The following is a 15,271-nucleotide window of genomic DNA, read 5'->3' as shown; positions in this document are numbered from 1 at the left end:
ATAAGCATGCCCATTTAGAAGCACCTTGTGTAACATATGTTTGACAACTCTAGAGTCAATGATTGCCTGGTTCTTTTTGTTTTCTAGTTCTCTGAATTAGATTGTGCTAAAATAGAAAAGAATGATATCAAGAGAGGTGATGGAGTGACCCAAGATCAAAAGAACTATATCACGGTAGGAGCCTTATCAAAATATATCAGTCAAAAATTTGATCGTGACCCGCATATTCAAAGGATTAGAGTCTTGGGAGAGATTTCTAACTATCGTTATCGTCCTAATTCTCATCAATATTTTTCTTTAAAAGAAGGCCAAGTCCAAATTAATGCGATTATGTTCAAGAGTCAATTTCACCGTTTAAAATACCAATTAGAAGAAGGCATGAAAGTTTTTGTAACGGCTAGAGTAGGAGTTTATGAAGGTGGAGGAAGGTATCAACTTTATGTTGAAAATATTGAGCCTGATGGAATTGGCTCTTTATACCTAGCACTTGAACAATTAAAAGAAAAAATGAAAGCCCAGGGACTTTTTGATCGTCCCAAGAGAAAAATATGTAAATATCCTAAACGACTAGCAGTGATAACTAGCCCATCGGGTTCTGTCATACGTGACATTATTACGACTGTTCAACGTCGTTATCCAATTGTCGAAATTGTTGTCTTTCCTACTAAAGTTCAAGGTAAGGAAGCGGCTAAAGAAATTGTTGCGTCATTTAAGCGGCTAGAAGAAAGCACTATTTCTTTCGATGGTGTTATCTTAGCACGCGGAGGTGGTTCGATTGAGGACTTATGGTGTTTTAACGATGAAGGAGTTGCCCATGCTATTCTTGCATGTCCCTTGCCAGTAATATCTTCGATTGGCCATGAAACCGATACTACGATTGCTGATTTAGTGGCTGATTTAAGAGCTCCAACTCCGACTGCTGCAGCGGAACTATCTGTTCCTGTGCTGCAAGAAGTTTTAATGACGATTAGCCAGCAACAAGTACGATTAATAAATGCTTTTCGAGGGCGCTTAGAATGGTCTCAAGAGCGTCTGGCAAGATCTGCTCGATCATATGTTCTTACTCAGCCAGAAAGACTGTACCAATCCTACGTGCAGAGTGTTATGCATTTAAATGAACGATTGAAAATGCGTCAAGAACAATATTTTTCACGCCAAAAACAAAAAATCAATCAACTAAAACAGGCTGTATATGCTTATAATCCTCAACAACAAATTAGCTACCGTCAAGAAAAATTAGGGACACTTCAACTAAGTTTACAACGCTCCTTCAATGATTATTTAAGAAGAAAGTACGATAGGCACATGAAGGCAAGTGCCTTATTAGATGCATATAGTCCGCTGAAAATAATGGCAAGAGGATATTCTTTAGTTGAAAAAGAAGGTCAACAAGTAACTTCAAGTCATCAATTAACTGAAGGAGACCGTTTAAATATCCAATTATATAAGGGGCGTGCGAATGTTTTAGTAGAATCACTCGATAAAAATGAGCCAATAGATAGGGAGGATTAATCGATGACAGAAAATAAAACAGTAGAATCAACCATTAGTTTTGAACAAGCTTTACAAGAGTTAGAAGAAATTGTTCAACAATTAGAAAGAGGGACACTACCACTTCAAGATGCCTTACAAGCCTTTCAAAAAGGAATTTCATTAAGTCAGCATTGCCAAGAAGAATTAACGGAAGCCGAAGCGACAGTTACCAAAATGATGACTGAATCGGGATTACAGCCTTTAGATGAGGAGAATAAAACAGAATGATATTAGGTGGGCCCTTACGTTCCAAATTTGAACAGGCTTTGCAAGAGCAAGTTATCTCTTTAAATTCACCTTTAGAAATGGTGAAGCCAATGGTCTACTCGCTTAATAGCGGTGGAAAGAGATTAAGACCCTTACTTTTACTGACAACTATTGCGATTTTTAACAAAAAGAAAATTGATCAGGCTATGTTAACAGCCATTGCTTTAGAATTTATCCATACTTATTCTTTAATCCATGATGACTTACCAGCCATGGATGATGATAAACTGCGAAGAGGCCAACCAACCTCTCATGTTAGGTTTGATGAAGCCACAGCAATCTTAGCTGGTGATGCCCTTCAAGCGGATGCTTTCGCAATTTTATCTAAAGATGAAAGCTTGCAAGCCCATCAGAAGGTCGCTCTGATCAGAGAATTGGCTCATGCTGCAGGTTCATCTGGAATGGTTGCTGGACAGCTTTATGACATTAAGGCAGAAAATAAAACGATAGACATTGAGCAGTTACAACAAATTCATTTGATGAAAACTGGCCTTTTATTTATATTTGCTATGAAAGCAGCTACAATTATTTTAGAGGCTGATCAAGCTGAAAGCGATCTAATGATTACTTTTGGACAGCACTACGGTGTTGCGTATCAAATTCATAATGATCTAAAAGATGTCATAGACTTGAATGAAGAAGTGGATAGCTTAACTTACTCAGATATTATCAATCATAAATCAACTTATCCTAGTCTTTTAGGAGTAGGACAAGCTAAAGCGAGTTTGATTGAAGAAATCAAGTTAGCCAGAAAAGCTTTAAACGATTTAGAAAAGCTTAGCCATAAATCTTTCAAACAGTTAGATAACTTTCTATCACCTCTTGAAAAACACCTATAAGGAGTAATGAATGAAAAAAGAACGAGTCGATAAGCTAGTGGTCCAAGCAGGAATTACTCACTCACGTGAACAAGCACGCCGTCTGGTTATGTCAGGAAAAATCTATGATCAAAACGATCAGCGCTATGATAAACCAGGTGAAAAAATACCGATTGATCGCGAGCTCTATCTGAAAGGGAAACCTTTCCCTTATGTATCGCGTGGGGGATTAAAGTTAGAAAAAGCCTTATCTTCTTTCAATATTGATATTACAGACCATCTACTTTTAGATATCGGTGCTTCAACAGGAGGATTTACCGATGTGGCTTTACAAAATGGCGCACGCTTATCTTATGCTTTAGATGTAGGTTACAATCAATTAGCTTATTCCTTAAGACAAGATCCTAGAGTAGTCGTAATGGAACGGCAAAACTTTCGCTATGCTCGCTTCGAAGATTTTACAAAAGGACAGCCAACAATAGCAACAATTGATGTCTCTTTTATTTCTTTAGCTTTAATTTTGCCACCATTACAGCCGATTCTAAAAAAAGATGGTTCTGTTATTGCCTTGATTAAACCACAATTTGAAGCAGGACCTAGTCGGATTGGTAAAAAGGGTGTCATAAAAGACCCAGCAGTTCATCAAGAGGTCCTTGAAGAAGTATTAGCCTTTATTAGTAAAATTGGCTTTGTTATTAAAGAGCTTACCTATTCGCCAATTACAGGAGGCGAAGGGAATATTGAATATTTAGTGCATTTAATCAATGCTAGGCAAGTAGATAATCAAAGCCACTCAACAATTGCCATCGCAAAAATTGTGGAGGAGAGCCATCAAGCTTTTGAATAAACAATGCAAAGAGGTGCCTTATGTTAATCAGTTTAAGAATTGAAAACTTTGCAATTATTGATCAAGTTTCTATTGATTTTGATGAACAGATGACAGTGCTCTCAGGGGAAACTGGAGCGGGAAAGTCGATTATTATTGATGCGATTGGTATCTTATGTGGTGGAAGAGGGTCTACTGAGTTTGTGCGAAAAGGAAGCCCAAATCTCTTTATTGAAGGTCTTTTTAGTTTACAAGGAAATGAAAAGCTCTTAATGCAATTGCAAGCAATTGGAATTGAAATTGAGGATCCAGAAGATGCCTTTTTGATTCAACGCGAGATCCATAAGAGTGGACGAAATGTTATTAAAATTAATCAACGACCAGCTAATGTGACCATGCTAAAACGAATTGGTCGTTATTTGGTAGATATTCATGGTCAAAATGAACATCAAGCTCTGTTAGACTCCTCACGACATCTTGAGTTACTGGATCTTTTTGCTAGTGAGAGCTTACTTCAAGTTAAAGAAAAATATCAGCTAGTTTATAATCACTATCAAGATTTAAGACAGCAATTGTTAACTAAGAAGTTTGACGAACAAGATGCACTTCAACGTTTAAATTATTTAGAGTTTCAGTTAGAAGAATTAAAAAATTTAGATTTAGTGGCAGATGAGGATCAGCAACTGCTACAACAAAGCAAGAGACTTCAAAATGCACAGTTAATGAGTCAGTATCTTAATGAAACCAACCAGCTAATGACCGATCAAGAAGCTAGTGTCGATCAGCAAATTGAGCGAGTGCTTTATCTGTTACAGCACTTGGGAAGATTTGATAATCAATATTTGTCATTTGAGGAGCGCTTACAAGGCCTGCAAGTAGATTTAAAAGAATTAAGCCGAGAAATTGCTTTTTCTTTTGATGTGCCAGATTATGATGAACAAGTGATGGATGAAATTCAAAGAAGACTAAGTCAGTTGGAAAAAGTTCAAAAAAAATATGGGCGTAATATTGAAGAGTTAATCGATTACCAGCTTGAACTCGTTAAGGAAATTGATCAAATTAAACATTTTGAAAGTTATCAAAAACAAACACAGGAAGCCTTCCTCAAAACTTATGAAGAAGCCTTTGAATTAGCTCAAAGCATATCCAATCTCCGTAAAGAAGCAGCCAAAGCAATTGTCTCAGAAGTTGAAGGTCAATTAAAAGAACTCTACATGCCGCATACTGAATTTGAGGTCAAGATGCGACAGGTAGAGTCTGATTCTAATTTGCAACCATTCTTTTCCAATTTTTATTTACGTTTGAATGAAGCGGGTATGGACCAAGTTGAATTCTACTCAAGGACTAATTTGGGAGAAGATAGTCAACCACTGGCTAAAATAGCATCTGGTGGTGAACTTTCACGATTTATGTTGGCCTTGAAGACAATTTTCGCAAGAAATCAAGCAGTTGAGACCTTAATATTTGATGAAATTGATACAGGGGTTTCTGGTAGAGTCGCTAGTGCTATAGCGAGTAAACTGGCTAAAATCGCTCAAAATAAACAAGTCTTATGCATCACCCATTTAGCACAAGTAGCTGCCGCAGCCAATCAACAGCTAATTATTAAAAAAGAAATTAATCAAGAGCGCACGGTTACACAAGTGGATTATTTATCAGAAGAAGAGCGAGTAGCCATGATTGCTGGCATGATGTCTGGTGAAGTACAATCTGAATCCAGTCTACAAGTAGCTCAAGACCTGCTCACATCCTATCAAAAGAATTAGGGGGTTTTTGTTTGAATAAACTACCGATAGTAGTGATTACAGGACCAACAGGAGTTGGGAAAACCACTCTTTCAATCCGTTTGGCTAAACGTTTCAAAGGGCAGATTATTAATGCGGATTCAATGCAAGTATATCGTGGATTGGATATTGGAACAGGAAAAATTAAATCGGAAGAAATGTCAGGAGTACCTCACCATCTCTTAGACATCTACGACCCGCAAGATAATTATGATGCCAGTCAGTTTCAGGCCGATGCCAATCGTGCAATCGAACAAATTTTGGCGGAAGGAGACTTGCCCATATTAGTGGGGGGGACAGGTCTTTATTTAGAGGGTTTACTTTATGACCTTTCATTTGGTGGTCAGGAATCAATGGATTCTCACTACCGTAAACATTTAGAAGAAAGATTGCAAAACGAAGGCGAAGGTATTCTATGGCAAGAATTGAATGCTATCGACCCTTTAGCTGCAAAGAAAATCCCAATACAAAATGGCCGTCGGATTGTACGAGCTTTAGAAGTTATTAAGCAAACAGGCAAACTTTTTTCAAGTCAGACCGATATAAGTAACCGTCAATCACGGTTTAATGAATTATTGATCATTTTAAATCGTCCGCGCGAGGAATTGTATAGTCGAATTAACCGCAGAGTTGAATTAATGGTCGAAGAAGGATTGGAAAATGAAGTCCATCAGCTGTATCAGCTTAACAAAAATCTAGAGCTTTCAAGTATGAAAGGCATTGGCTATAAAGAGTGGTGGCCTTATTTTGAGCAAAATCAATCACTTAAAGAAACGATTACGACTATTCAGCAAAATAGCCGGCGCTATGCAAAAAGACAATTAACTTGGTATCGTAACCGCATGAAAAATCAGCATTGGATTGATTTAAGCAATCCAGATTATGAAGATGAAGCAAATGAATTAATCGCAAATTTCCTAGAAGAAATTGAAAGGGAGAAAAATGATTGAAACAAGAAAAGGGCCTGAACGAGTCCTAATAGTGGGTATCCGAACGGATACTTATCAAGAAGATCGTTTTATGGAATTAATCTCAGAGATGGAATCCTTGACCCAAACAGCAAAAGGTGTGGTCATTAAAAAAATGATACAAAACTTACCCAGACTCAATCATCATTCTGCCGTTGGGTCTGGCAAGTTAGAAGAAATCCGGCTCTATGTAGAAAGTGACGCTATTGACCTAGTTATCTTTTTTAATGCACTCTCACCAAGTATGAACAAAGTAATTGAGGCTGAATTAGGTGTGAAAGTCATTGACCGTGTTCAATTAATCCTCGATATCTTTGCCATGCGAGCTAAGAGTCGCGAAGGAAAGCTACAAGTTGGTTTAGCGCAATATCAATATTTATTACCAAGAATTGGTGGCCAAGGTAAGTCTCTGTCTCGTTTGGGAGGAGGGATAGGTACCAGAGGTCCAGGTGAAACGCAATTAGAGACCGATCGCCGTCATATCCGCTCTCGCATTACCCAAATAAAAAAAGATTTGCAGGAAGTGGTGCAGCATCGTAAACGAACACGCGAAAATCGCCACAGTGGTCGTGAGTTTAACATTGGCTTAGTAGGCTATACTAATGCTGGCAAATCGACTATTTTGAGTCAAGTAACGGAAAGTGAAACTTTCGTACAAGATCAATTATTTGCCACTCTAGATCCTCTCACTAGACAATTTGCCATTCATGGTCACCCAATGTTTACTTTGACAGATACCGTCGGTTTTATTGAAGAACTACCTACTCAATTAATCGAATCCTTCAAGTCAACATTGGAAGAAATCCGTTATATGGATGTCTTACTACATGTGGTTGATGCTTCCAATCCTGCCCATCTCATGCATGAAGAAACAGTCAACCGTATTTTGAAAGATATTGAAGCAGACCATATTCCGGTTTTAACGGTTTATAATAAAAAAGATGCAATGGAAGAGTCATTTGTTGCTGTTCAAAAACCAAATATAACGATTTCCGCTTTAGAAGCGACGGACATTGAAAAATTAAAAGAAGCGATTTGGGCTCTTTGTATTCAGTCAGCTGAGGCATACTCTGTAAAAATTTTACCCGAAGAAGCAGACCTCTTATCGCATTACCAACAAAATACGCTAGTCGAGAGTTTAGACTTCGATGAAGAAAATCAATTCTATCGAGTGACAGGATACCGTCGTAAACAAAATGACTAGCAGAGACTATAAAGGAGGATGAAAATGTTAACGATGAAAGATATTATTAAAGAAGGTCACCCAACCTTGCGTTTAAAAGCAAAAAAGGTAACTTTCCCAATGGATCCTTCGTTAAAACAAAAAGCCATGGAAATGTTAGAGTTTCTAAAGAATAGCCAAGATAAGGAAAAAGCAGAAAAATATGGGTTAAGACCGGGGGTAGGTTTAGCAGCCCCACAGATAAATATAAGCAAACAGATATTTGCTATGCATATTTATCAATTTGATGATGAAGGCAACATTTCTGGTGAAGAAATGAGTCAAATTTTCGTTAACCCAGTGATTACGAGACACTCTGTTCAGGAAGTCGCTTTAAGTGAAGGTGAAGGGTGCTTATCAGTGGATCGTGAAGTAGAAGGTTATGTGCCTCGTCCACAAAGAATAACACTCAAGTATCAAGATCTGGAAGGGAATGAACATAGTTTAAAATTAAGGAATTATCAAGCTGTGGTAGCTCAGCATGAAATTGATCATTTGCATGGTATCATGTTTTATGATCATATTAATGAGCAAGCGCCTTGGTATGCTAACAAGGATTTAATAATAATTTAGTTTAAGTATTAGCTAATCTAGAGAATAGATTGTTTGAATTTAATATTCTATGATATAATACTTAAGTAATTTGAAGAAGTTAGGAGAAGATAAGATGATTTCAGCAACAGATTTAAAAGCCGGTATGACTTTTGTGGACGAGGGAAACTTGATTAAAGTTTTAGAAGCTAGTCACCATAAACCGGGTAAAGGAAATACTGTTATGCGTATGAAGCTTCGTAATGTTCGCTCAGGTGCAACCTATGATACTACTTTTCGACCTGATCAAAAGTTTGAACGCGCATATTTAGACACTAAAGAAGTTCAATATCTTTACAAAATGGACGGTATGGCTGTGTTTATGGATTTAGAAACATACGAGCAATATGAACTGCCAGCTGATACCATTGAAAATGAGCTATTCTATTTATTAGATAATATGAACTGTAAAATTCAATTCTTCGGTCATGAAGTAATCGGAGTTGAATTACCAGGAACGGTTGTCTTGACTGTTTCGGAAACTCAACCTTCGATTAAGGGAGCAACCGTTACTGGCTCAGGCAAGCCAGCTACAATGGAAACAGGTTTAGTTGTAAACGTCCCTGATTTTATTGAAGCAGGTGAAGCATTAGAAATTGGAACAGCTGACGGATCTTATAAGGGAAGAGCTAACAAATAAGTTTAAAAGACGCAGCTTAATGAATTTTTTATATCATGATTGTTCGAAGATAAAAGCCCCTTGCTGATTAAAGATTCAGCAAGGGGCTTTTAATCAGTTAATCAAGTTCAGTAAAGGTTGCCCAATTATAATAAGAACCTTCATAGTTCTTAACATTTTCAAAACCTAGCATTTCCATAATTAATTGCATATAGGCCGAACGAAAATTGCTTGGACAATAAGTGACGATGGCATCCTCTTTATTAAATCCTTATTCTATGAAAAGAGCTTCGAATTCTTCATTTGATTTTAATAAAACCTCCTCATTATAAAGGTCTGTATTCTGTATATGGAATATTAATTGCGCCAGGCAAATGACCACCTTTTTTTCAAGTGAGTCAAGGATTTTATAATTGGCAATTGTCTCAGTTAATTCGTGTGTATCAATAACAGCTGTACGATCGATATCTTTGACAGTTGCTTCCACTGGTTCTAAGGTTATTTGATCTTTAACCAATTGAATATCAGATTTAGCAATTGCTCCTGAAACATGGCCTTTTTTTGCTTCTTTTTGACCGCGGGTGTCAATAATTATAGTATCTGAATTGCCAAATCTGGAAGCCAAATAATTGACATCAACGATATAAACTCCATTGAAACGATTGAAATCAGCTTTATCTCCATTTAACTCACGCTCAGCTGTTTCAGCACTTGAGTTCTCCGTGTCACTTGCAAATGCAATAAAACTGTTATACGAGCTAAGACCTAGTGATAATAAAAATACTAAAAGTATATTTATGATTTTTTTATAATATCCTTCCTTCATGTATTTTAGTACTATTGAGTAATAAATGGTAATAAACATCTGTGAAATAATTATATAAGTAGAAGCAACCTATCAGAATATTAAATAATCAAAATAAAAACCACCTCAACGAACTCTATTAATAGAGAACAATTGAGGTGGTTTAATGTTATAAAATATGCCAGGCAGGATTCGAACCTGCGACCTACGGTTTAGAAGACCGTTGCTCTATCCAGCTGAGCTACTGGCACATAACAGCTACATTATTATAGTTTTTTTTTTTTTGATTGTCAAGCTGTTTCATAAAAAATCACTAAATATAACAGATTATCACTGAAAATTATAACAGATAAAACAGAGTTCTTTGTGCATTTTTTATCAAAGTTTATTATAAAAACCTATGATTTAATTGTAATTGTATACATAACTCATCTTTTTTCTTGCAATTGGGCAGCTAAGGTGTTATCGTTGAAAATGAGCAATTATTGCTACAGTTTTAATTTAACTGTTATTAAGGACAAAAAATGAGAGGAATGTGAAAGAATGGCACGAGCTAAAGCAAAAGTGACAATGGATGAATTATTGATGCCAGATAATTTTGATTTTTCAATGGTTCAAGTGATGGATGAAGCGGGGAAGATTGTTAATCCAGATCTTTTAGGTGATGTTACTGAGGAAGACATGGTTAAATTTATGGAAGAAATGGTTTGGGCTCGCGAATTATTTGAGCGTTCAACAGCGCTTAACCGTCAAGGACGTTTAGGTTTCTATGCTCCAACCTCTGGTCAAGAAGCTTCTCAATTAGGTACTGTATTGGCTACTGAAAAAGAAGATGTACTGTTACCTGGTTACCGTGATGTTCCTCAATTAATTAAGCATGGACTTCCTTTACATAAGGCTTTTCTATGGTCAAAAGGACATGTAGCTGGATCAACTTTTGATGAAGACCTAAAGGCGTATCCACCACAAATTATTATTGGTGCACAGTATGTTCAAGCAGCGGGAGTTGCCTTAGGAATTAAAAAGAATAAACGACAAGCGATTGCGATGACATGGACGGGTGATGGTGGTTCTTCACAAGGAGACTTTTATGAAGGAATTAACTTTGCTGGTGCATATCAATCACCAGCTGTCTTTGTTGTTCAAAATAATGGCTGGGCGATTTCAACGCCCCGTTCTGTCCAAACAGCCGCACCGACTTTAGCTCAAAAAGCTGTAGCAGCCGGCATTCCTGGTATTCAAGTGGATGGGATGGATATTTTAGCTGTTTATGCAGTTACAAAGGCTGCTAGGGAATATGCGATTGCAGGTAATGGACCGGTACTAATCGAGACTGTTTGTTATCGTTTTGGTCCTCATACCCTTTCTGGAGATGATCCAAAACGTTACCAAGCAGAAGGCTCTCAAGCAGAATGGCGCGCTAAAGATCCTTTAATTCGTATGCGTAACTACCTAACTGCTAAAGGACTTTGGTCAGAAGAACAAGAAGAAGAAGTTATTCAAAGGACAAAAGAAGAAGTTAGAGATGCCATTAAATTAGCTGACCAAGAACCAAAACAAAAAATCTCAGATTTTTTAAAAAATATGTATGAGACACCAGATTTTGTAACACAAGAACAAATTAGTAAATTTGAAGCAAAGGAGAATAAATAATTATGGCTAAATTAACAATGATTGAGGCTATTACAGAAGCCTTAGCCAATGAATTGCGCACAAACGACCGCACACTTGTTTTTGGAGAAGATGTGGGTAAAAATGGTGGGGTTTTCCGAGCTACTCAAGGCTTACAAGAAGAATTTGGCGAAGAACGTGTAATGGATACACCGTTAGCTGAATCTGGTATAAGTGGCATGGCTATCGGGCTAGCTCTTGAAGGATTCCGTCCAATTCCTGAGATTCAATTTAATGGATTTGTTTTTGAAACAATGGACTCTGTTGTAGCTCAAGCCGCGCGTACCCGTTACCGTATGGGAGCTTCCCGTAACCTACCAATTACATTCCGTTCTCCTTTTGGTGGAGGAGTTCACACACCTGAGCTTCATGCAGACTCATTAGAAGGTCTCTTAGCTCAATCACCAGGCCTTAAAGTGGTAATTCCTTCTAATCCATATGATGCTAAAGGCTTATTAATTTCAGCGATCCGAGATAACGATCCAGTGTACTTTTTGGAACACATGAAATTGTACCGTTCTTTCCGTGAGGAAGTTCCAGAAGGAGAATACACTGTTCCTTTAGGCAAGGCAAAAGTTGTTAAAGAAGGTACAGACTTAACTTTAATTGCATATGGTGCTATGGTACAAGAATCGGTCAAAGCAGCAGAAAAATTAGCTAAAGAAGGCGTTGATGTTGAGGTACTTGACTTAAGAACAGTTCAACCATTAGATATTGAAACAATTATTGCTTCGGTAGAAAAAACAGGAAAAGTAATTGTAGTTCAAGAAGCGCAACGTCAAGCGGGTGTTGGAAGCAAAGTGATTGCTGAGGTTTCTGAACGTGCAGTTCTTTCTCTGAAAGCACCAATTGGATTCGTAGCTGCTCCTGATACCATCTTCCCATTTGGAATGGCTGAAAGAGACTGGTTACCAAATGCAGAAGATATTGTGGCCAAGGCTAAGGAATTAGAAGATTTTTAGACGATAAATGATTTCAAGCAGATGTTCCATCTGCTTGCTTTCGAGTCAAGTTAAGAAAAGGAGAAAAATTATATGGCATTCCAATTTAAATTACCAGCTTTGGGCGAAGGGATTATGGAAGGTGAAATCGTCTCTTGGGCGGTTAAAGAAGGAGACACAATTAAAGAAGATGACACTTTAGTCGAGGTTCAAAATGATAAATCCGTTGAAGAATTACCTTCTCCAGTTTCTGGAACTATAAAAAAAATTCATGTAGCAACCGGTCAAATTGCTCAGCTCGGTCAAATAATTGTTGAAATTGATGCGCCAGGATTTGAAAACGAAGCTAACCCTGAGAGCGAAGAAACGCCGGCGAGTCCAGCCAAAGAAGCATCTGATTCAAAAGTAGATCAAACAGCAAAAGTTAATTCGAACACAGCATTTTTCCAATTTAAATTACCTGCTTTAGGGGAAGGGATTATGGAAGGAGAAATTGTTTCTTGGTCCGTAAAAGAAGGTGAAACAATTAAAGAAGACGAAACCTTAGTAGAAGTTCAAAATGATAAATCAATTGAAGAATTACCTTCTCCAGTTTCTGGCATCGTTAAGAAAATTCATGTACAGACTGGTCAAATTGCGCAATTAGGGCAAGTTTTAGTTGAAATTGACTCGCCAGAACACAATGGTCAAACCGACAATTCAACTAGTAGGGAAGAACAAGGAGAAGCGCTAGCAAACTCTTATGATGATGCAGCATCTCCAGCTGAGAAAAACCCAGTAATTGAAACGACGGTAACTAAAGAGGCACCACATGTTCAAGGGTTATCGGATGAAGAGGCAGCGAACCGTCGCGTATTAGCAATGCCATCCGTTCGTAAACTTGCACGTGATAGGGCAATTGATATCACACGAGTAGCAGGAACCGGCAAGAACGGTCGCATCACAGCCGAAGATATTAATAACTTCGCCGCATCGGCCAAAATGGAGTTACCAGTTAATAAGTCTGAGCAAAAAGTGGCTACTTCTAGCACAAATGAAGAAATTGCGGCTAAAACGGAAGCTCAACAGTCAAAATCTGAAGCCAAGCCATTTGTATCCAATCAAACTGAGCGTGAAGAACGTGTGCCTTTATCAGGCACTAGAAATGCCATCGCTAAGGCAATGGTCAATTCTAAGCATACGGCTCCCCATGTTACTTTATTCGATGAAGTTGAAGTGTCTAAACTATGGGAACACCGTAAGAAATATAAGGTCATTGCTGCTGATAAAGAGGTCAAATTGACTTTTCTTCCATATGTTGTGAAGGCTTTAATCGCAGCTGCTAAGCAATATCCAGTGATAAATTCATCAATTGATGATGTTTCTAATGAAATTGTTTACAAAAACTATTATAATGTAGGTATTGCGACAGATACAGAACGGGGACTATACGTTCCAAACATTAAAGAAGCTAATACTAAGAATATGTTCCAAATTGCTAATGAAATTGTTGAGCTTTCTGAAAAGGCTCATGATGGTTCATTATTGATGTCTGAAATGTCAGGTGGAACAATGACTATTTCAAATATTGGTTCAGCCGGCGGAAAGTGGTTCAGCCCGATTATCAATCATCCTGAAGTAGTCATCTTAGGATTCGGTTCGATTGTGCAACAGCCAGTTGTCAATGAAGCGGGTGAATTAGCTGTGGGACGTGTATGTAAGTTGTCATTAAGCTTTGACCACCGTATTGTTGATGGAGCAACTGCACAGCGTGCACTGAATGAAGTGAAACGTTTTCTTGCAGACCCAGAACTATTATTAATGGAAGGATAGTGATCAAATGGTAGTTGGAGATTTCGCAATGGAATTGGATACCGTCGTAATTGGAGCAGGTCCTGGAGGCTATGTAGCAGCTATTCGTGCTGCACAGCTTGGACAAAAAGTAGCAATTATTGAAAGAGAATACTTAGGAGGCGTTTGTTTAAACGTGGGTTGTATTCCTTCAAAAGCCTTGATTCAAGCAGGGCACGTGTATCATCAAGCAAAACATGGTGAAACATTTGGTGTTTCTACTTCAAATGTGGAAATTGATTGGGAAAAAACCCAAAATTGGAAGCAAAATGAAGTTGTAGCGAAAATGACTTCTGGTGTGGAAATGCTTCTTAAGAAAAATAAGGTGGAGATTATTGAAGGAGAAGCTTTCTTCTCTGATAAAGATACTCTTCGCGTTGTCAACGGTGAAGAAGCGCAAACCTATACTTTCAAAAATGCAATTGTTGCAACAGGATCTCGCCCTATTGAAATTCCAGGTTTTGAATTCAAAGGCCGTGTGATTGACTCAACAGGTGGATTAAACTTGCCTGAAATTCCTAAAGATCTAGTGGTTATCGGTGGTGGAATTATCGGTACAGAGCTAGGAGGCGTTTATGCAAACCTAGGAACAAATGTGACTATCTTAGAAGGATCTAAACAATTTATTCCTTCATTTGAAAAAGATATGACACGTCTTGTTGAAAGAGATCTAAAAGCTTTAGGAGCCGAAATCGTCACAAACGCAATGGCTAAGAAGGCTGAGGAAAAGGGAGACCGTGTGGTTGTAACTTATGAGCGCAAAGGTAAAGAAATTCAAGTTGAAGCGGACTATGTAATGGTTACTGTAGGACGCCGTCCAAACACTGACAACTGTGGTTTGGAACAAGCAGGTGTTGAATTAGATGAACGTGGATTGGTTAAAGTAGATAATCAAGGACGTACTTCTAATCCAAACATTTTTGCCATTGGCGATATCGTTCCTGGAGCCATGTTAGCCCATAAAGCTTCATTCGAAGCGAAAGTTGCTGCATCAGCAATTTCTGGTGGAAAAGACATTGTTGATTATAAAGCCATGCCGTCTGTATGTTATTCTGACACTGAATTAGCTTCAGCAGGACACACTAAGGACTCTGCTAAAGAAGCGGGGATTGATGTAACTGTAACTAAATTCCCATTCGGTGGTAATGGCCGTGCAGTAGCTTTAGATCACTATAATGGTTTTGTTCGTTTGGTTACAAGAAAAGAGGACGATGTCATTATCGGAGCTCAAGTGGCTGGGCCAAGTGCCTCAGATGTATTAGCAGAAATCACCCTCGCAATTGAAGCCGGTATGAATGCTGAAGATATTGCCTTAACTGTTCATGCGCACCCAACGTTAAGTGAAGCAACGATGGATGCAGCTGAAGCAGCACTCGGCATGCCAATTCACATGTAA

General features: G+C 38.0%; 14 protein-coding genes, 1 tRNA gene and 1 pseudogene. 13 read left to right on the top strand and 3 right to left on the bottom strand.

Features of this window, described 5'->3' with window-relative positions; translation table 11 throughout:
• The first annotated feature begins 144 nt into the window (after positions 1-144).
• From xseA to efp, 9 genes are all read left to right on the top strand, one after another.
• Positions 145-1,512, top strand: a complete 1,368-nt coding sequence (gene xseA / locus ACQV18_RS07665; RefSeq protein WP_428892877.1) for an exodeoxyribonuclease VII large subunit — start codon at positions 145-147, stop codon at positions 1,510-1,512.
• Positions 1,513-1,515: 3 nt separating this feature from the next.
• A complete protein-coding gene (locus ACQV18_RS07660; protein ID WP_428874285.1) occupies positions 1,516-1,761 on the top strand; it encodes an exodeoxyribonuclease VII small subunit in 246 nt (81 codons plus the stop codon).
• Positions 1,758-2,639, top strand: a complete 882-nt coding sequence (locus ACQV18_RS07655) for a polyprenyl synthetase family protein (RefSeq protein WP_428874286.1) — start codon at positions 1,758-1,760, stop codon at positions 2,637-2,639. Before ACQV18_RS07660 ends, ACQV18_RS07655 begins: the two co-directional genes overlap by 4 nt.
• A gap of 10 nt (positions 2,640-2,649) precedes the next feature.
• Complete coding sequence (locus ACQV18_RS07650) at positions 2,650-3,465, top strand: TlyA family RNA methyltransferase (RefSeq protein WP_428874288.1); 816 nt, start codon at positions 2,650-2,652, stop codon at positions 3,463-3,465.
• A gap of 20 nt (positions 3,466-3,485) precedes the next feature.
• Positions 3,486-5,210, top strand: coding sequence for a DNA repair protein RecN (recN, locus tag ACQV18_RS07645; RefSeq protein WP_428892876.1), 1,725 nt, complete (start codon positions 3,486-3,488; stop codon positions 5,208-5,210).
• A gap of 11 nt (positions 5,211-5,221) precedes the next feature.
• On the top strand, positions 5,222-6,178 hold the full coding sequence (miaA, locus tag ACQV18_RS07640) for a tRNA (adenosine(37)-N6)-dimethylallyltransferase MiaA (RefSeq protein WP_428882403.1): 957 nt from the start codon (positions 5,222-5,224) through the stop codon (positions 6,176-6,178).
• On the top strand, positions 6,171-7,400 hold the full coding sequence (hflX, locus tag ACQV18_RS07635; RefSeq protein WP_428882404.1) for a GTPase HflX: 1,230 nt from the start codon (positions 6,171-6,173) through the stop codon (positions 7,398-7,400). The genes miaA and hflX overlap by 8 nt, the downstream gene beginning before the upstream one ends.
• Positions 7,401-7,424: 24 nt before the next feature.
• Positions 7,425-7,991, top strand: coding sequence for a peptide deformylase (gene def / locus ACQV18_RS07630; RefSeq protein WP_428874293.1), 567 nt, complete (start codon positions 7,425-7,427; stop codon positions 7,989-7,991).
• Positions 7,992-8,085: 94 nt separating this feature from the next.
• Positions 8,086-8,649, top strand: a complete 564-nt coding sequence (gene efp, locus ACQV18_RS07625; protein ID WP_428874295.1) for an elongation factor P — start codon at positions 8,086-8,088, stop codon at positions 8,647-8,649.
• A 97-nt stretch (positions 8,650-8,746) separates the two neighbouring features.
• On the opposite strand, the pseudogene ACQV18_RS07620 reads toward efp, so the two are convergent.
• From ACQV18_RS07620 to ACQV18_RS07610, 3 genes and pseudogenes are all read right to left on the bottom strand, one after another.
• Positions 8,747-8,881 (bottom strand): annotated as a pseudogene (locus ACQV18_RS07620) (rhodanese-like domain-containing protein); the annotation flags it as partial.
• A gap of 18 nt (positions 8,882-8,899) precedes the next feature.
• Positions 8,900-9,454 (bottom strand): hypothetical protein, encoded by a 555-nt coding sequence (locus tag ACQV18_RS07615; protein ID WP_428891871.1) that lies wholly within the window; start codon positions 9,452-9,454, stop codon positions 8,900-8,902.
• Between the two features lie 156 nt (positions 9,455-9,610).
• A tRNA-Arg gene (locus ACQV18_RS07610) sits at positions 9,611-9,684 on the bottom strand.
• Positions 9,685-9,976: 292 nt separating this feature from the next.
• Between ACQV18_RS07610 and pdhA the strand changes: the two genes are divergently transcribed.
• From pdhA to lpdA, 4 genes are all read left to right on the top strand, one after another.
• Positions 9,977-11,086, top strand: coding sequence for a pyruvate dehydrogenase (acetyl-transferring) E1 component subunit alpha (pdhA, locus tag ACQV18_RS07605; RefSeq protein WP_428875356.1), 1,110 nt, complete (start codon positions 9,977-9,979; stop codon positions 11,084-11,086).
• 2 nt (positions 11,087-11,088) lie between these two features.
• Positions 11,089-12,066 (top strand): alpha-ketoacid dehydrogenase subunit beta, encoded by a 978-nt coding sequence (locus ACQV18_RS07600; RefSeq protein WP_428892875.1) that lies wholly within the window; start codon positions 11,089-11,091, stop codon positions 12,064-12,066.
• Positions 12,067-12,138: 72 nt separating this feature from the next.
• Complete coding sequence (locus tag ACQV18_RS07595) at positions 12,139-13,857, top strand: dihydrolipoyllysine-residue acetyltransferase (protein WP_428892874.1); 1,719 nt, start codon at positions 12,139-12,141, stop codon at positions 13,855-13,857.
• Between the two features lie 7 nt (positions 13,858-13,864).
• A complete protein-coding gene (gene lpdA, locus ACQV18_RS07590) occupies positions 13,865-15,271 on the top strand; it encodes a dihydrolipoyl dehydrogenase (RefSeq protein WP_428874301.1) in 1,407 nt (468 codons plus the stop codon).

The sequence above is a fragment of the Facklamia sp. P9177 genome, assembly GCF_050409585.1.
GTDB lineage: Bacteria > Bacillota > Bacilli > Lactobacillales > Aerococcaceae > Facklamia.
This window is presented reverse-complemented; position numbering and strand designations above follow the sequence as displayed.